The sequence below is a fragment of the Stenotrophomonas sp. PFBMAA-4 genome, assembly GCF_030053215.1.
Lineage (GTDB): Bacteria > Pseudomonadota > Gammaproteobacteria > Xanthomonadales > Xanthomonadaceae > Stenotrophomonas.
Window position 1 is genome coordinate 272,218 of record NZ_JASGBW010000001.1, and the last position, 17,398, is coordinate 289,615.

Annotated in this window: 13 protein-coding genes and 1 pseudogene; all 14 read left to right on the forward strand. The window is 68.3% G+C overall.

Going from position 1 to position 17,398, the window contains the following annotated elements; all coding sequences use genetic code 11:
* The first annotated feature begins 26 nt into the window (after nucleotides 1-26).
* Nucleotides 27-767 carry a flagellar motor protein gene (locus tag QMZ26_RS01240; RefSeq protein ID WP_283220301.1) on the forward strand — a complete coding sequence of 247 codons (741 nt, stop codon included), beginning with the start codon at nucleotides 27-29 and terminating at the stop codon, nucleotides 765-767.
* A gap of 1 nt (nucleotide 768) precedes the next feature.
* A pseudogene (motD, locus tag QMZ26_RS01245) lies at nucleotides 769-1,650 on the forward strand (flagellar motor protein MotD); the annotation flags it as partial.
* A 133-nt stretch (nucleotides 1,651-1,783) separates the two neighbouring features.
* Nucleotides 1,784-2,566, forward strand: a complete 783-nt coding sequence (locus QMZ26_RS01250) for a ParA family protein (RefSeq protein WP_283220302.1) — start codon at nucleotides 1,784-1,786, stop codon at nucleotides 2,564-2,566.
* Complete coding sequence (locus tag QMZ26_RS01255) at nucleotides 2,563-3,942, forward strand: chemotaxis protein CheW (RefSeq protein ID WP_283220303.1); 1,380 nt, start codon at nucleotides 2,563-2,565, stop codon at nucleotides 3,940-3,942. The genes QMZ26_RS01250 and QMZ26_RS01255 overlap by 4 nt, the downstream gene beginning before the upstream one ends.
* Before the next feature lie 100 nt (nucleotides 3,943-4,042).
* On the forward strand, nucleotides 4,043-4,351 hold the full coding sequence (locus QMZ26_RS01260) for an STAS domain-containing protein (protein WP_079221799.1): 309 nt from the start codon (nucleotides 4,043-4,045) through the stop codon (nucleotides 4,349-4,351).
* Nucleotides 4,348-4,713 carry a response regulator gene (locus QMZ26_RS01265; RefSeq protein WP_070207889.1) on the forward strand — a complete coding sequence of 122 codons (366 nt, stop codon included), beginning with the start codon at nucleotides 4,348-4,350 and terminating at the stop codon, nucleotides 4,711-4,713. The genes QMZ26_RS01260 and QMZ26_RS01265 overlap by 4 nt, the downstream gene beginning before the upstream one ends.
* A 53-nt stretch (nucleotides 4,714-4,766) precedes the next feature.
* Nucleotides 4,767-6,767, forward strand: coding sequence for a chemotaxis protein CheA (locus tag QMZ26_RS01270; RefSeq protein WP_108746640.1), 2,001 nt, complete (start codon nucleotides 4,767-4,769; stop codon nucleotides 6,765-6,767).
* A 295-nt stretch (nucleotides 6,768-7,062) separates the two neighbouring features.
* Nucleotides 7,063-9,303, forward strand: coding sequence for a methyl-accepting chemotaxis protein (locus QMZ26_RS01275; protein WP_283220304.1), 2,241 nt, complete (start codon nucleotides 7,063-7,065; stop codon nucleotides 9,301-9,303).
* 147 nt (nucleotides 9,304-9,450) lie between these two features.
* Nucleotides 9,451-9,927, forward strand: coding sequence for a hypothetical protein (locus QMZ26_RS01280; protein ID WP_283220305.1), 477 nt, complete (start codon nucleotides 9,451-9,453; stop codon nucleotides 9,925-9,927).
* Between the two features lie 3 nt (nucleotides 9,928-9,930).
* Nucleotides 9,931-12,147: a methyl-accepting chemotaxis protein gene (locus QMZ26_RS01285; protein WP_283220306.1), complete on the forward strand. Its 2,217-nt coding sequence runs from the start codon at nucleotides 9,931-9,933 to the stop codon at nucleotides 12,145-12,147.
* A 113-nt stretch (nucleotides 12,148-12,260) separates the two neighbouring features.
* Nucleotides 12,261-13,034: a flagellar brake protein gene (locus QMZ26_RS01290; protein WP_200733350.1), complete on the forward strand. Its 774-nt coding sequence runs from the start codon at nucleotides 12,261-12,263 to the stop codon at nucleotides 13,032-13,034.
* Nucleotides 13,035-13,334: 300 nt separating this feature from the next.
* Nucleotides 13,335-13,826, forward strand: a complete 492-nt coding sequence (locus QMZ26_RS01295; RefSeq protein ID WP_108746636.1) for a chemotaxis protein CheW — start codon at nucleotides 13,335-13,337, stop codon at nucleotides 13,824-13,826.
* A 137-nt stretch (nucleotides 13,827-13,963) separates the two neighbouring features.
* Nucleotides 13,964-14,347: a hypothetical protein gene (locus QMZ26_RS01300; protein WP_108759283.1), complete on the forward strand. Its 384-nt coding sequence runs from the start codon at nucleotides 13,964-13,966 to the stop codon at nucleotides 14,345-14,347.
* Nucleotides 14,348-14,443: 96 nt separating this feature from the next.
* Nucleotides 14,444-16,825 (forward strand): methyl-accepting chemotaxis protein, encoded by a 2,382-nt coding sequence (locus tag QMZ26_RS01305; protein ID WP_283220307.1) that lies wholly within the window; start codon nucleotides 14,444-14,446, stop codon nucleotides 16,823-16,825.
* Nucleotides 16,826-17,398: the final 573 nt, after the last annotated feature.

Sequence of the window (17,398 nt, forward strand, 5' to 3'; positions counted from 1 at the left end):
CATTCACACAAGCCGATACCGGACCCATGGATAGACTCAGCCTCATTGGACTCTTTCTCGCCCTGGCCTCGCTGGTCGGCGGCAGCATCCTGAAGGGCGCCGGCCTGGCTTCGCTGTGGTCGCCTGCCGCCTTCGTGATCGTCATCGTCGGCACCGTGGCATCGATCCTGCTGCACACCGCCCCGGCGGTGTTCAAGCACGCCTTCAAGATCGTGCGCTGGGTCGTGCGCCCGCCCCACAGCGACCGCCACGAACTGATCAAGCAGATCGTCGAGTGGAGCAACATCGCCCGCCGCCAGGGCCTGCTGGGCCTGGAGTCGCAGGTGGAAGCGCAGCGCGACCCGTTCCTGCGCAAGGGCCTGCAGCTGCTGGTCGATGGCGTGGAGCCCGAATCGATCCGGCACATGCTGGAAATCGAACTGAGCAGCCAGGAACACCAGGACCAGGCCGGCGCCAAGGTCTTCGAGGCCATGGGCATCTACGCCCCCACCCTGGGCATCATCGGTGCCGTGCTGGGCCTGATCGCGGTGATGAAGAACCTGGCCGACCCCAGCAAGCTGGGCCACGGCATCGCCGCCGCGTTCACCGCCACCATCTACGGCATCGCCTCGGCCAACCTGCTGTTCCTGCCCATCGCCGCCAAGCTGAAGGGCGTGATCGCGCACAACACCCGCGACCGCGAGATGGTCATCGAAGGCCTGATCTTGATCGCCCAGGGCGAAAACCCGCGCAACATCGAAACCAACCTCACCGGCTTCCTGCACTGACATGGCCCGCCGCAAGCACCACGAAGAGCACGCCAACCACGAGGCATGGGCCATTCCCTATGCCGACCTGATGACGTTGCTGCTCGCCTTCTTCGTGGTCATGTATGCCATTTCCTCGGTCAACGAGGGCAAGTACCGGATCATGGCCGACGCCCTGACCGATGCCTTCGGTGGCGCACCGCGCACCATCAATCCGGTGCAGGTGGGCAACAAGCAGGTGCAGGGCGGCGGCTGGGACAGCCCCTCGGTCATCAAGTCGGGCACCCGGATCGGCCCGTCCGCACCGGCGCCCACCCACGACCCCACCCTGCTGCCGGCAATGGCCTCGCAGATGCGCATGCCGGTATCGGTGCACAACCAGGACCAGATCGCCCGCGCCGAGCGCCAGCTCAGCAGCATCGCCGACCGCCTGACTGCCGCGCTGTCGCCGCTGATCGACCGCGGCATGATCAGCGTGCGCCGCACCGAGCTGTGGATCGAAGTGGAGATCAACAGCGACATCCTGTTCCCGACCGGATCGGCCGCGCTGGACGTGCATGCGCGGCAGACCCTGGCCAGCCTGGCCGACGTGCTGCGTGACGTCCCCAACAGCGTGCGCGTGGAAGGCCACACCGACAACGTGCCCATTGCCACCGCCACCTTCCCCTCCAACTGGGAACTGTCGGCCGGCCGCGCCGCCAGCGTGGTGCATCTGTTCGCCGACCAGGGCGTGCAGCCCTCGCGGCTGGCCATGGTCGGCTACGGCCAGTTCCGTCCGCGCGAAGAGAATGACAGCGCGCAGGGCCGCAACCGCAACCGGCGGGTGATGGTCATCATCCTGGCCGACACCAGCCATGCGGTCGACCCGCTGGGCGAACGCCTGAACGCCGCCGCCGGTGGCAGCGCGGCCACTGACACGGCCGCCACTGCACCGCGCAGCACCCCCGTTTCCCCCAACGCACCGGTGCAGTTGCCGCCGGTGCCGGCTGGCAGCCGCGTCGGCGCCGCCGTTCCCCCGGCAATGAAGGAGTAACCCGATGCGCATCTGGGCAGTCGCCAACCAGAAGGGTGGAGTCGGCAAGACCACCACCACCCTCGCCCTCGGTCGCGGCCTGGCCGCACAGGGCCACCGCGTGCTGTTGATCGACCTGGATCCGCACGCCTCGCTTACCCGCGCCTTCGGCGTGCCGGTGGAACCGGCGCCGGCCGGCGTGCTGGAACTGTTCGGCGCACCGCCGGCCGAGCTGTCCGCACTGAGCCACCCCAGCAGCATCGGCGGCCTGGACTACGTGTGCGCGCAGGCTTCGCTGGCCACGCTGGAACGGCGCAGCGCCAACCAGCCCGGCCTGGGCCTGGCCCTGCAGAACGCACTTGCCCGCCACCAGGGCCAGCATGACTACATCCTGCTGGACTGCGCGCCCACCCTGGGCCTGCTGATGATCAACGCACTGGCTGCGGCCGACCGCCTGATCATTCCCACCCAGGCCGAGCCGCTGGCCCTGCACGGACTGGACGGCATGGTGCGCACCGGCGAGATGGTCGAGCGCTCGCGCCGCCGTCCGCTGCCGATCTCGATCCTGCCGACCCTGTTCGACCGCCGCACCCGCGCCGGCAACGAATCGCTGCGCACCATGCAGGACCGCCACGGCGCCCGTGTGTGGGAAGACGCGATCCCGATCGACACCCGCATCAGCAACGCCGCCGGCCTGACCCTGCCCAGCGTGGGCGAGGACTACCCGGGCCGCGGCCTGGCCGCCTATCGCCGCGCCCTGAACTGGATCCTCGGCGAAGACGCGCGTGCATTGGAGCAGGCGGCATGAACACCCCCGGCGTGCTGGACGACTACCTGGACGAGCTGCTGGGCGAAGCCATCGCCCTGACCGCACCACCACCCCCGGTCGCCGCCGCGCCCGAGCGCGAGCCGACGTGGGACGACCTGCCGGCCGAAGTCGTCTACGAAACCGGCGACACCACCGTTGCCGCCTCCGTGGACACCCTCCCGGGTAGCGCCGGGCCAGGCCCGGCGAGCGCCGCGGCACCCGAACGCGAACCCACCTGGGACGACCTGCCCGACGAAGTCATCTACGAAACCGGCGACACCACCGTTGCCGCCTCCGTGGACGCCCTCTCTGGTAGCGCCGGGCCATGCCCGGCGAACGCAGCGGCATCCGAACGCGAACCCACCTGGGACGACCTGCCGGCCGAGGTCATCTACGAAACGGGCGATGCCGCCGTTGCCGCATCCGTGGATGACGCCTCGCTCGAAGCCGCATTCGAAGCAGCGGCCGTCGCCGTCGCCGTTGCCGCACCCGAACGCGAACCCACCTGGGACGACCTGCCGGCCGAAGTCATCTACGAAACAGGCGATGCCAACGGTAGCGCCGGGCCAGGCCCGGCGAGCGCAGCGGCACCCGACCCCGCCACCGACCCGGCAGCCCCCAAGCCCACCTGGGACGACCTGCCCGACGAAGTCATCTACGAAACCGACGGCGCCGACAGCCATCGCCTGGCGCACACCGACAGCCCTGCCCTGCAGGCCGCCTTCGAAGCGGCGGCCGTAGGCGAGGCGGTACCGGCGCCGGCCGTGGCCGCACCGATCGCGCCGGTTGCGCCGCGCCCTGCGCCCGCCCCGGCCGCACGGGCGGCGGTCGCACCGCCCCCGCGCATCGCCCTCGACGCGCCACCCGGCAGCCGTCCCGGCAGCTGGCAGGAGCTGCAGGCGCAGGCCCACCAGCCGCCGCACGGCGCGAACCCGCACAACCGCCGTGCCGCCGAGCGCACCTCGCGCTGGCTGCGGCTGCGCTGTGGCACCCAGGCCTATGCGCTGGAACTGCTGAAGGTGCAGGAAGTGGTCCTGCCCGTGCCGCTGCTGCCGCTGCGCGGCACCGCCCCGGCCATGCTCGGCATCATGAACCTGCGTGGCCAGGTGGTGCCGGTGATGGATCTTGGCATCCACCTGGGCGCGGTCACCGCCGAAGACGACGCGCAGACGCGCATCGTGGTGCTGGAAGAGAACGGCGAGACCCTGGGCCTGCGTGTATCGGCGGTCGAAGACGTGGCCAACCTCACCGATTCGCAGATCGAGCCTCCCGACACCGCGCGCATCTGCCAGATCTCCAATGAGCTGTTCCGGGGCGTGGCCCGCATCAGCCAGCGGCCGATGATCCTGCTCGACGCGACCCGGTTGTTGGGGTAATCGCCATCCACGCATGGCGTGGATCTACTAATCGATTCAACCCTAAAGAACCCCTGCCGGGTGCCGTTATGGATCTCGGAACCGTTTGTCCGGAGCAACGATGAGCACTGTCGAACTGGGTGACGATCTCGGCATCGAGAACAGCACCGAGCTCAAGAACCGCCTTTCGCCCCTCGTGGCGGAAGCAGGCGAACTGACCCTGGACGCAAGCCAGGTCGGTCGCATCCACACGGCAAGCGTGCAGGTGCTGTGTGCGTTCGTGCAGGCACGCCGCGAGGCGGGCCTGGGCACCGGCTTCCACGGTTGCACTGCAACCTTCCGTGACGCCGCCCGCCTGTTGGGCGTCACCCAGGCCCTGGGCCTGGACGTACCCCATGACAACCTGAAATCTGTGGAGAACGCTGCATGAGCGCACGTATCTTGGTGGTGGACGATTCGGCGTCGATGCGCCAGATGGTTTCCTTCGCCCTCACCTCGGCCGGTTTTGCCGTCGAAGAAGCCGAAGACGGCGCGGTCGCGCTCGGTCGCGCCAAGGGCCAGCGTTTCAACGCGGTGGTCACCGACGTCAACATGCCGAACATGGATGGCATCAGCCTGATCCGTGAACTGCGCCAGCTGCCGGACTACAAGTTCACCCCGATGCTGATGCTGACCACCGAGTCGGCTGCGGACAAGAAGTCCGAAGGCAAGGCCGCCGGTGCCACCGGCTGGCTGGTCAAGCCGTTCAACCCCGAACAGCTGGTCGCCACCGTGCAGAAGGTGCTGGGCTGATCGCCCCGCACCCCTGAACCGCCCCTTCCCCACGTTTCCGGATTGCCTCTGCCATGAGCATGGACCTGCAACGCTTCCACGCCACCTTCTTCGAGGAGAGCCGCGAAGGCCTCGACGCGATGGAGGCCGGCCTGCTGGCCCTGGAATCGGGGCAACAGGACGCGGAGATCATCAATTCGGTGTTCCGCGCCGCCCACTCCATCAAGGGGGGCGCCGGCACCTTCGGCTTCGATGCGATCGCCGGCCTGACCCACGTGCTGGAAACGCTGCTCGATGAGCTGCGGGCCGGCAAGCGCGCGCTGGAACCGGTCGCCGTCGACGCCATGCTGTCCTCGGTGGACGTGCTGCGCGCCCTGCTGCGCGAAGCCGAACATGGCCAGGCCGCCGATCCGGCCGCCGTTGCTGCGGTGAAGGCGCGCCTGGAAGCGGTGCTGTCCGGCCAGGCCGCCGCCAGCGCCCCGGTTGCCGCCGAAGCCAAGGTCGACGACACGCCCGAAGCCTGGCAGATCGGCTTCACCCCTGCGCCGTCGCTGTTCATGAGCGGCAACGATCCGCTGCGCATCATCCGTGAACTGGAACACCTCGGTTCGCTGCAGGTGGCCGCGCGCATGGAGCGCCTGCCCGGCTTTGCCCAGCTCGACCCACTGGAGGCCCACCTGGCGTGGGACCTGGGCCTGGTCGGCAAGGTGCCGCGCAGCAAGATCGAAGATACGTTCGCCTGGGTGCTGGATGACTGCGAACTGGACATCCGTCCGGCCGCGCCGCCGAGCCTCGCTACCCAGGCCCCTGCTGCACCCGTTGTCGCCCCTTCCACCCCCGCTGCACCGGTGGCCGCTGCCACCTCCGCCGCGCCGGCCGCCAATGGCGGTGGCGCCCAGGAAGCCGAAACCTCGATCCGCGTCAGCGTTGACAAGGTGGACGCCCTCATCAACCTGGTCGGCGAACTGGTCATCACCCAGGCCATGCTCAAGCAGGTCTCGCACGCACTGGACCCGGTGCATGCTGAAAGCCTGTTCGCCGGCCTGGACCAGCTTGAACGCAACACCCGCGACCTGCAGGAAGCGGTGATCGGCGTGCGCATGCTGCCGGTCGATGCGGTGTTCCGCCGCTTCCCGCGCCTGGTCCGCGACCTTTCCACCCGCCTCGGCAAGCAGGTTCGCCTGCGCACCGTCGGCGAAGGCACCGAACTGGACAAGGGCCTGATCGAGAAGATCGCCGATCCGCTGGTCCACCTGGTCCGCAACTCCATCGACCACGGCCTGGAAATGCCAGACGTGCGTCGTGGCGCGGGCAAGGACGAGACCGGCACGATCACCCTGGCGGCCTCGCACCAGGGCGGCCACATCGTCATCGAAGTCAGCGACGATGGTCGCGGCCTGGACCGCACCAAGATCCTGGCCAAGGCCCACGAGCGCGGCCTGGCCGTGCCGGACAACCCGACCGATTCGCAGGTCTGGGACCTGATCTTCCAGCCTGGCTTCTCCACCGCCGATGCCGTGACCGATCTGTCCGGCCGGGGCGTGGGCATGGACGTGGTCCGCCGCAACATCCAGGCGCTGGGTGGCGAGGTGCAGATCGAGAGCAGCCTGGGCAGTGGTACGCGCACGCTGATCCGCCTGCCGCTGACCCTGGCCATCCTCGACGGCATGACCGTGGCGGTGGCCGGCGAAACCCTGATCCTGCCGCTGGCCTACGTGCTCGAAGCCCTGCAGCCGCAGGCCGAGGACATCCGCAGCATGGCCGGCGAAGGCCGCGTGCTGCGCGTGCGCGGCGAGTACCTGCCGATCCTCTCGCTCAGCGAGTACTACGGCTATGGTGCCCGCGGCGCCAACAGCGAATCGCTGGTGGTGGTGGTCGAGGGCGATGGCCAGAAGATCGCACTGGAAGTGGACGAACTGGTCGGCCAGCAGCAGGTGGTGGTGAAGAACATCGAGAACAATTACCGCCGCATCGGCGGGGTGTCCGGTGCCACCATCCTTGGCGACGGCCGCGTCGCCCTGATCGTCGACATCGGTGGCCTGGTGCGTTCGCTGCGCGTGCCGCAGGCCGCCTGACCTACCGCACCGCGCTGTACTCCGGACCGCCGCCCCCCAGGGGCGGCGGTTTTCGTTTGCACGGTGTGTGGGGTCACACAATGTGATCTCCGTCGCGCAGGCAGTTTCCCGTGCAACCACCCCGCCAAGTGCAAGCGCCCGCCCTGCAGGGCTTTCGCGCGGTTTCACCCTACGCACACGAATGTGACATCCATCCATAAAGTCCGTGCAGGCCACGCCGCTATCTGGCTTTGACGGCAATCACCGAACCCCCACCGGCACGACCGTTTCCCTCTGCCCACCTGGAGCACCCTGCATGAAGTGGTTCCACGATCTGCCCATCGCCCGCAAGCTGGCCGTGGGGTTCACCCTGACAACGCTGATGACCCTGGTCCTGGGGCTGTTCGCCCTGGTCCGCCTCAGCGAAGCCAACACCCAGCTGGGCAGCATGGCCAGCAACGACATTCCCTCGGTGCAGCATCTGGGCGAAGTGCGTTCGCAGCTCGGCGAGTTCCGCACCTACGAGATGGCCCTGCTGACCATGCTGGACCAGCCGGAAAAGGTGGCCGACTACAACAAGCGCATGGACGACACCGCCGTCATCGTGCACAAGGAGCTGGCCGCCTACGCCGCCCTGCCGACCGGCGAGAAGGAACGCGCGCTGTACCAGCCGGTGAAGGCCGGCGTGGACGCCTACTTCGCCGCCAACGCCAAGCTGCGCGAAGCCGCCAACGCCGGCGACGGCGCGCTGGCCCAGCAGGTCTCCGACGAACAGTCCCGCCCCGCGCGGCGAAAGGCCTTCGAGGAACTGAAGGCACTGAGCGCCTTCCTCGGCACGCAGATGCAGGGCAAGATCGACGCCGCCAATGCCACCCACCGCAACAGCATCATCGCCGTCGTCAGCTGCATCGTGCTGCTGTCGCTGGTCGCCGCTGCGCTGGCCGTGGTCATTTCGCGCGCGGTCACCGTTCCGCTCGGCAAGGCACTGACCGCCATCCAGGCCGTCGCCCGCGGCGACCTGAGCGTCAGCACCCAGGCCACCAGCAAGGACGAAGCCGGCCGCATGCTGACCGCCACCAGCGACATGACCGCCATGCTGCGCCGCTTCTCCGAGCAGACCCAGCTGATGGCGCAGATGCATGCCGGCCCGGACATCAGCCATCGCATCCCCGAGGATTTCCCCGGCGTCTACGGCCAGCTGGCCGGCGGCATCAACACTGTCATCTTCGAACACCTCGATTCGATCCGCGCTGCCATCGACGTACTGAACCAGTACGCCGCCGGCAACCTGACCCAGGATGCACAGCGCCTGCCGGGCACCCGTGCCTTCCTGCACGAGGCGATGGATGCCGCCAAGGCCAGCCTGCTGGCCATCAACACGCAGATCCAGCACCTGGCCAGCGCCGCTGCCGCCGGTGACTTCAGCCAGCGCGGCGACGCCGATCGCTTCGACCATGACTTCAAGGTGATGATCGAACAGCTGAACTCGATGATGCAGGTGGCCGATGGCAACCTGGGCCAGCTCTCGCAGCTGCTGCAGGCCATTGCCGATGGCGACCTGACCGCGCGCATGGACGGCCAGTTCCACGGTGTCTTCGCCCGCATGCGCGACGATGCCAACACCACCGTCGCCCAGCTGACCCAGATCGTCGGCCAGATCCAGGCCAGCGCCGGCAGCATCACCCTGGCCGCCGGCGAGATCGCCTCGGGCAACAGCGACCTGTCGCGCCGCACCGAACAGCAGGCCGCGAACCTGGAGGAAACCGCCGCTTCGATGGAGGAACTGACCTCCACCGTGAAGCAGAACGCCGAACATGCGCGCCAGGCCAACCAGCTGGCCATCGGCGCGCACGGCGTCGCCTCGCAGGGTGGCGCCGTGGTCGGCCAGGTGGTCACCACCATGTCGGCCATCGAAGCCTCGTCGAAGAAGATCGCCGAGATCATCAGCGTCATCGACGGCATCGCCTTCCAGACCAACATCCTGGCACTGAATGCCGCCGTGGAAGCCGCGCGTGCCGGAGAGCAGGGCCGTGGTTTCGCCGTGGTCGCCAGCGAAGTTCGCACCCTCGCGCAGCGCTCCGCAGCTGCCGCAAAGGAAATCAAGGGCCTGATCGACGATTCGGTCGGCAAGGTCGCCGAAGGCTCCAGCCTGGTGCATCAGGCCGGCAGCACGATGGGCGAAATCGTCGCCTCGGTGCAACGCGTCACCGACATCATGGCCGAGATTTCCGCCGCCTCGCAGGAGCAGAGCGCGGGCATCGAGCAGGTCAACCAGACGGTCGTGCAGATGGACGAAACCACCCAGCAGAACGCCGCGCTGGTGGAAGAAGCCACCGCCGCCGCGCGTGCCATGGAAGACCAGGCCGCGCAGCTGGGCGAGGCCGTGGCCCGCTTCCGCCTGGCCACCCCGGGCCTGAGCCCCGTCGCGCCGCGCCCCGTCGCCGCAATGCCTGCCGCACGCAAGCCGGCTCCGGTGGCCAGCCAGGCCCCGTCGCGGGTCCGCAAGCCGGTGGCGCAGCCGGCACTGGCCGGTGAAGGTGACTGGCAGGAGTTCTGAGCCAGGGCCACGCTTGATGTAGGTCCACGCCGTGCGTGGATGGGTTCATCCAACGAACCCATCCGCGCATGACGCATTTATTTATTTCCCCTTCAGCTTCACGCCGTCGCGCCGCTATCGGAGAACGCCCCCCGAGCAGGCCCGATGATGCCCGCCAGCGCCGACTCCCCTCCGAGCCCAGCCCCGCGCTGGTCGGCCCTGGCCGGCATGCTGCTGTTGGCCGCATGGCTGGGCTGGACCCTTCCCGTGCTGTGGCTGCAAGGCGCCCGCACCGCCATGCCCGTGGCCAGCGACTGGAATCCCGCGCAGCTGCTGGCGCAGGTTCCGCCCTCCCTGCTCGCCGCCAGCCGCGACCATCCCCTGCTGCTGCGCCAGCCCGGCCATTGCCCGTGCGCTGCCAGTACTGCCCCGCCACTGGGTGTGGCCACGCGCAACAGTACCCTCGCCCTGCCCTTCGACTGGCTGGTCCTGCACGACCAGCGCCTGGTCTACGCCGGCCCGGCCCTGCTCGGGCCAGGCTGCACCCGCGGCCCGCTGGCTGCCACCGCACTGGTCGGCCAGCTCCTGCGCGGACCGCAGGCGCCGCTCATCCTTTCCAACCCATGCCCATGCCTCAAGGAGTAGTGCATGCACGCATCGACCCCGCGCCCCACGCCACCGGGCGGTCACGAAACCCCGCCGTTCCTGCGCGCCATGTCGGCCAGCGCCGATCGCCTGTTCCTGGCAGTCACCGCCGCACTGGTGCTGGTTTCGCTGGGCCTGGCCCTGCGCAGTGGGCAGTGGACCCCGTGGTTGGCGGTGTCGCTGCCGACGCTGCTGGTCACCGCGCTGCAGGTGCACGGCCTGCCGGGCACCCGCCTCAGCCGCTGCACCGTTGCGCTGGCCTGGATGGTGTTGTCGGCCACGCTCATCCACCAGACCCACGGGCAGCTGGAAACCCACTTCACGGTCATCGTGCTGATCGCCCTGCTGCTGTACTACCGCGACTGGCTGCCGATCGTGGTGGCCGCCGCCGCCATCGCCGTGCACCACGTGCTGTTCTACGCGCTGCAGGTGCGTGGCCTGCCCTACCCGGTGTTTGCCACCGGCAGCGGCCTGGGCGTGCTGGCGCTGCATGCGCTGTACGTGGTGATGGAAGCAGGCCTGCTGTCGGTGATGGCGGTACAGATGCGCCGGCAGCTGCTGCTGCTCGGCCACGACCCGCAGCAGCTGGCCCAGCTGGCACACGGCCTGGCCGAAGACCGGCCGCTGCCCGACAGCCTGCAGTCCGCGCAGTTCCCGCGTGATTCGCTGGCCGCCGCGCTGGTGCATACCGGCAACCAGCTGCTGCAGCGGCGCGCCCGCGAACAGGCCGCCAGCAGTGAATCGCTGCGCATCCGCACCGCGCTCGACGATGTCACCACCAACGTCATGATTGCCGACCGCGAGCGCACCATCGTCTTCGTCAACCGGCCCCTGCAGAAAATGCTGGCCGCCGCCGAAGCCGACCTGCGCCGCGACCTGCCGCAGTTCAGTGCCGCCGACCTGCTCGGCCGCAGCATCGACATCTTCCACCGCAACCCCGCCCACCAGGCCCAGCTGCTCGACGGCCTCACCGGCACGTACCGGGCACAGATCCGGGTCGGCGGCCGCAGCATGCGCCTGATCGTCAACCCGATCATCGACGGCGCCGGCCAGCGCCACGGCTTCGTGGTGGAATGGGCCGACCGCACCGTCGAACTGCAGGTGGAAGAAGAACTGGGCGAGATCGTCGAGGCCGCCTCTCTGGGCGACTTCAGCGGCCGCGTCGTCACCGCCGGCAAGGAAGGCTTCTTCCTGCAGCTGGCCGAGCGCCTCAACAGCCTGCTCGACGCCAGCGCATCCAGCCTCGATCAGATCTCCCAGCTGCTGTCGTCGCTGTCACGCGGCGACCTGACCGCGCACATGCAGGGTGATTTCCAGGGCGTATACGCCCGCATCCGCGACGATGCCAACACCACCGTCGCCCAGCTCACGGCCATCGTGGGCAGCATCCAGTCCGCCTCGACCACGCTCACCGCCAGCGCCGACGGCCTGTCGCGCGGCAATGGCCACCTGGCCGACCGCACCGAACAGCAGGCCGCCAGTCTGGAAGAAACCGCCGCGACCATGGAGGAACTGACTGCCACCGTGCGCCAGAACGCCGAACATGCGCGCCAGGCCAACCAGCTGGCCAGCGGTGCGGCCGACGTGGCTGGCGAAGGCGGCGCCGTGGTCGGCCAGGTGGTCACCACCATGTCGGCCATCCAGGCATCCTCGAAGAAGATTGCCGAGATCGTCAGCGTCATCGACGGCATCGCGTTCCAGACCAACATCCTGGCGCTGAACGCCGCCGTCGAGGCCGCACGTGCCGGCGAGCAGGGCCGCGGTTTCGCCGTGGTTGCCAGCGAAGTACGCACGCTGGCGCAGCGTTCGGCGGCCGCGGCCAAGGAGATCAAGGGCCTGATCGACGATTCGGTCGGCAAGGTCACCGAGGGCGCCCGCCTGGTCGACCGGGCGGGCGGCACCATGGGGCAGATCGTGCAGGCCGTGCAGCAGGTCAACCAGATCATGGGCGAGATTTCCGCCGCCTCGCAGGAACAGAGTGCCGGCATCGAGCAGGTCAACCAGAGCATCGCGCAGATGGATGCCTCCACCCGGCAGAACGCCGCGCTGGTGGAGGATTCGACCCATGCCACGCACGGCATGGCCCAACAGGCCGGGCTGCTGGCCGAGGCCGTGGCGCGTTTCCACCTGGACGACGGCCACGGCGATCCCGCCGTGATGCGGCGCGTGCGCGAGATCGCCAAGGGGTCAGAGCCCTTTCCTGACCGGAAAGGGATCTGACCCCACCCGTGTAGAGTGATGAATTTCACACTTCATAATTGCCGCCCCCGGCCGATACCTCTTTCAAGCCACGCGCCAGCGCGTGTCGGCCCCCGCCCCAGAACCAAGATTCCATGTCCGACGGCCACGACACCGACCTGCACGATGCCCACGCGGCCGACGCCGCCGACGAACGCTTCCTGGTGCGCAATCCCCGCCAGCTGCGCCAGCTGCTGCGTTCGCTGATCGACCAGCGCTCGCTGATCAACGCCCATGTCGACGGTCGCGATCGATCCTTCCCCACCGCCCTGCTCGAGCTGGACGAGGACGACGACTTCCTGCTGCTGGATGGCAGCCCCCAGGAGGCCTCCAACCGCGCCGCCGAACAGGCCGACCACCTGCTGTGCTTCGCCCAGCTGGAGCGGGTACTGGTGCGCTTCCGCCTGCACGACCTGCAGCGCGTGGACAACGATGGCCACGTGGCCTTCCGCGCCCCGCTGCCCGAAGAGCTGGTGCACCTGCAGCGGCGCGAGCTGTACCGGCTGGAAACCCCCATCACCGACTCGCCGCAGCTGAGCCTGCCTGCCGGTGAAGTGGGCAGCGATGCGCTGTCCATGCGCGTGGTGGACATCAGCGGCGGCGGCCTGGCGGTCACCGTGCCCAACGACTGCGCGGTATTCAGCCTGCAGAAGCGCTACAACGCCGTGCTCTCGATGCCCGACGGCCCGGACCTGCAGATCACCCTGGTGGTCTGCAACATGCTGCCGCAGCGGCAGCCCAACGGCATCGAGGTCAAGCGCATCGGCATGCGTTTCGACGACCTGCCACGCGGCGGTGACAGCGCCATCCAGCGCTACATCTTCCGCGTCGACCGCCAGCGCAAGGCACGCCAGAACGGCGAGATGTAAGGGCTACCTTGCACGGTAGCGCCGGGCCATGCCCGGCGGGCCGCCCCGCGACGCCGGGCATGGCCCGGCGCTACCGGTGTTTCCACGCCACGCGGAACGCAACCGGTAGATCCACGCCATGCGTGACGCAACCGGTAGATCCACGCCATGCGTGGATGGCCCACCCCGGTAGATCCACGCCATGCGTGGATGGCCCACCCCAGTAGATCCACGCCATGCGTGGAGGGTCCACCTAAAGTCCCTCCCAAAGGGGCCGATATCGAGCCTGACACCGGGACTTCCGGCAGACCAGGACCCTCGATGAACGACAAGACCAGCTCCACCGCCAGCGCCGGTGGCGAATTCCTCAGCTTCACCCTCGGCGCCGAGCACTACGGCGTGGACATCCTCAAGGTGCAGGAAATCCGCGGCTACGACGCGGTCACCCGCGTGCCGGACGCACCGGACTACATCAAGGGCGTCATCAACCTGCGCGGCACCATCGTCCCGGTCATCGACCTGCGCCTGAAGCTGCGCCTGGAAAACGCGACCTACGACGCCTTCACCGTGATGATCGTGCTGAATGTGGAAGACCGCGTGGTCGGCATCGTCGTGGACAGCGTCTCTGACGTGATCCCGCTGTCGGGCGAACAGATCCGCCCCACCCCGGAATTCGGCGCCGCCGTCGATACCCGCTTCATTTCCGGCATCGGCACCCACGACGACCGCATGCTGATCCTGCTGGACATCGAAACCCTGCTGGACAGCGCCGACATGGGCCAGGCCAGCCTGGTCGAAGACGCTGCGGCCTGAGCAGGCGGACTTCCCTCACGTTTCTGTAACCGAACCCTTCAGTTCCCCGCGGCGATGCCGATAGGGGGACAGGAACCCGGTCGCGCAGGAGCGCGCAGGACCGGATCGACCATCACAATCCCCGGAGAAACACCCCGATGAAGTCCCTGCTTGCGTTCGTTTCGGCCGCCGTCCTGGCCACCACCGCGTCTTCCGCTTTCGCACAGTCGGCCGACATGATCCCGCCGGAAATGGCCCCGCGCGCGGTCGGCAAGGACGGCATGGTCTGCGGCAAGGTCGAAAAGGCGCGCTTCGCCGAAGGTTCCGAAGGCCAGCCGACCTTCCTGTACATGGGCGGCGCCTTCCCGCGCCACACCTTCTCGGCCCGCATCGCCGGCGAGAACCGCAGCAAGTTCAACTTCCCGCTGGAAAGCCTGGAAGGCAAGACCGTGTGCGTGCTGGGCAAGATCCAGCGCGACGCCTCGCGCGCTGAAATCGAAGTCAGCTCGCCGGCAAGCCTGAAGCTGGCCAACATCAAGTAATCCGCTGTCCATCACCACGCCGGCCACTCGCCGGCGTGGTCTGCTGCAACCGGGCAAGACGCCCGGGCGCGTCTGCCTTAGGAGATCGCAACGCCCATGCCGTGGATCAACAACCTCAAACTGATGCCGAAACTGCTGTTGACGTTCGGCGTCATCCTGCTGGTGATGCTGCTGCAGGGCATCGTCGCCTATCGTGGCCTGCATTCGCTGAACAACGTGACCACCGAGCTGGCGGGCTCGCGGATGGAAAGCATCCGCATGGCCGGCGAGATGCGCGGCATGATCGGCGAGATCCGCAACTCCGAGTACCAGCAGCTGGTCCGCGCCAGCGCCGAGGTCAAGGCTGATGCCCATGCCCGCGTCGCCGAACTGCGCACCAACCTGGACAAGGCGATCAAGGAGTATCCGACCCTGATCGACAACCCGCAGCAGAAGAAGCTGTTCGACACCTTCGCCAAGGACTGGAAGGACGCCGTTGCCTCCTACGACAGCGTCAACGAGATGCTGGAACTGGAGCTGCCCGACGACGCCATCGATACCTTCGTCGGCGAGACCCGCACCAAGCACCGCAAGGCCACCGCCTCGCTCGAGTCGCTGATCGCCGAAGACAACCGCCTGTCCCGCGCCGCGCGTGACGAGGCCTCCTCCACCTATTCCGCATCGGCCACGCTGATGGTGATCGCCCTGTTCGGCGGCGCCGCGCTGGGCCTGGTGCTGGTGTGGCTGTTCGCCCGTGCCCTGGTCGGCAGCGTGCGTGGCGCCGTCTCGGTCGCCAACGACGTCGCCGGTGGCAAGCTGGACGGCCACATCGATGTCAGCCGCCAGGACGAAGTGGGCGAGCTGATGCAAGCCATGCAGCGCATGCAGCGCGACCTGCGCGAGCGCATCGAGACCGACGCCGCCATCGCCCGCGAGAACCTGCGCATCCGTACCGCCCTGGACTACAGCTCCACCGGCGTGTACCTGACCGACCCGAACAACACCATCGTCTACAGCAACCGCGCGCTGCAGCAGACCCTGGCCCAGTACCAGGACGACGTGCGCCGCGACCTGCCGGACTTCGACGTCCAGGCGTCGCTGGTCGGCAAGCCGGTGACCGTGCTGGAACACCGCGGCGAAATGGATGCCACCCTGGTGGCCAACCTGAAGGCCCATGGCGTCGCCCGCCGCCCGATGCAGTACGGCGATGCGCAGTTCGCCCAGGTGGCATCGACCATCCGCAACGAAGCCGGTGACACCGTCGGCTACGTGGTGGAATGGCGCGACCGCACCCAGGAAGCGCAGGTGGAAGCCGAAGTGGCCCGCGTGATTGCCCAGGCCGCCGCTGGCGACCTGTCCGGCCGCATCGACGCCACCGGCAAGGAAGGCTTCTTCCTGCAGCTGGCCCAGCAGATCAACGGCCTGCTGGACGCCAACGCCGGCAGCATCGAACAGATCTCCGGCCTGCTGGCCGCCCTGTCGCAGGGTGACCTCACCGTGCGCATGCACGGCGACTACCAGGGCGTATTCGCCCGCATGCGTGACGATGCCAACGCCACCGCCGCGCAGCTGAGCGAGATCGTTACCCGCATCAAGCAGTCCAGCCGCGCGATCAGCTCGGCCGCCGGCGAAATCGCTTCGGGCAACAGCGACCTGTCGCGCCGCACCGAACAGCAGGCCGCCAACCTGGAAGAAACCGCAGCCTCGATGGAAGAGCTGACCTCGACCGTTCGCCAGAACGCCGAGCACGCCCGCCAGGCCAACCAGCTGGCCATCGGTGCACACGGCGTCGCCTCCCAGGGCGGCGACGTGGTCGGCCAGGTAGTCACCACCATGTCGGCCATCGAAGCCTCCTCGAAGAAGATCGCCGAGATCATCAGCGTCATCGACGGCATCGCCTTCCAGACCAACATCCTGGCGCTGAATGCCGCCGTCGAAGCCGCGCGTGCCGGCGAGCAGGGCCGCGGCTTCGCCGTGGTCGCCAGCGAGGTCCGCACCCTCGCCCAGCGCTCCGCCGCGGCCGCGAAGGAGATCAAGGGCCTCATCGACGACTCCGTCGGCAAGGTCAATGACGGCTCGGCACTGGTGCACAAGGCTGGCGCGACCATGGGCGAGATCGTCGCCTCGGTGCAGCGCGTCACCGACATCATGGCCGAGATCTCCGCCGCGTCGCAGGAACAGTCGGCCGGCATCGAGCAGGTCAACCAGACCGTGGTGCAGATGGACGAAACCACCCAGCAGAACGCCGCGCTGGTGGAAGAAGCCACCGCTGCCGCCCGTGCGATGGAAGAACAGGCAGGCCACCTGAGCGAGGCCGTGTCGATCTTCGTGGTGGACGAAGCCGAGACCGTCGTCGCCCCGCGCGCCCCGGCCCCGCGCGCTGCCGCACCGGCACCGGCACCGGCACCGGCCGCACCGGTCGCACCGCTGGCACGCCGCAGCACCGGTGGCCGCCCGATGGCTGCCGAACTGGCGGACGGAGACTGGCAGGAGTTCTGAGTCCTGCTGCCGCAGGCTTCGAAGACGCCCTGGCCTCGTGCCAGGGCGTTTTCGTTTCCAGGGTTCCGGGGTCAACAGCCAACGGCGAAGCCCCTCGGGGTGGATGCGCTCTGTGCTGGGATTTTGTGGGTGGGCCGGGCGGGTGGATTGCGCAGGGGACGCCGTAAACCCATCCATGGGGGCTTGGCCGCGGCATCCATTCCGCGGACACCCCTGCGCAACCCACCCGCCCGGCCACGGACAGTTTCCCGCGCGTCCACCCCGGATTGAAGAAAGAAGAGCAAGAGCAACAGCTGCACCGTTCGTGGGGTCAGATCCGTTTTCCGCAGGAAAACGGATCTGACCCCCAATTCCGCCCCGACAACAACACCGCTCTTGCCGTCCGCCGACGCAATGCACGAAGAGGCGGGTCGGGGTGGGCAGGCAGGACCGTTGGCGCCATGGATGGCGCCATCGAGCCCCCATGGTGAAGTGACCCCCTGAAGTTGGACGGGTGGGGGGCTAGGCGGCCAGCGCGACCTGCTCCCGGTACTTTACCGGGCTCAAGCCCTTTAATTTCAGCCGGATACGGTC

Excerpts from the sequence above, each read along its gene's own strand:
- QMZ26_RS01240 (WP_283220301.1), top strand. The coding sequence starts at position 27 with ATGGATAGACTCAGCCTCATTGGACTCTTTCTCGCCCTGGCCTCGCTG.
- QMZ26_RS01250 (WP_283220302.1), top strand. The coding sequence starts at position 1,784 with ATGCGCATCTGGGCAGTCGCCAACCAGAAGGGTGGAGTCGGCAAGACC.
- QMZ26_RS01255 (WP_283220303.1), top strand. The coding sequence starts at position 2,563 with ATGAACACCCCCGGCGTGCTGGACGACTACCTGGACGAGCTGCTGGGC.
- QMZ26_RS01260 (WP_079221799.1), top strand. The coding sequence starts at position 4,043 with ATGAGCACTGTCGAACTGGGTGACGATCTCGGCATCGAGAACAGCACC.
- QMZ26_RS01265 (WP_070207889.1), top strand. The coding sequence starts at position 4,348 with ATGAGCGCACGTATCTTGGTGGTGGACGATTCGGCGTCGATGCGCCAG.
- QMZ26_RS01270 (WP_108746640.1), top strand. The coding sequence starts at position 4,767 with ATGAGCATGGACCTGCAACGCTTCCACGCCACCTTCTTCGAGGAGAGC.
- QMZ26_RS01275 (WP_283220304.1), top strand. The coding sequence starts at position 7,063 with ATGAAGTGGTTCCACGATCTGCCCATCGCCCGCAAGCTGGCCGTGGGG.
- QMZ26_RS01280 (WP_283220305.1), top strand. The coding sequence starts at position 9,451 with ATGCCCGCCAGCGCCGACTCCCCTCCGAGCCCAGCCCCGCGCTGGTCG.
- QMZ26_RS01285 (WP_283220306.1), top strand. The coding sequence starts at position 9,931 with ATGCACGCATCGACCCCGCGCCCCACGCCACCGGGCGGTCACGAAACC.
- QMZ26_RS01290 (WP_200733350.1), top strand. The coding sequence starts at position 12,261 with ATGTCCGACGGCCACGACACCGACCTGCACGATGCCCACGCGGCCGAC.
- QMZ26_RS01295 (WP_108746636.1), top strand. The coding sequence starts at position 13,335 with ATGAACGACAAGACCAGCTCCACCGCCAGCGCCGGTGGCGAATTCCTC.
- QMZ26_RS01300 (WP_108759283.1), top strand. The coding sequence starts at position 13,964 with ATGAAGTCCCTGCTTGCGTTCGTTTCGGCCGCCGTCCTGGCCACCACC.
- QMZ26_RS01305 (WP_283220307.1), top strand. The coding sequence starts at position 14,444 with ATGCCGTGGATCAACAACCTCAAACTGATGCCGAAACTGCTGTTGACG.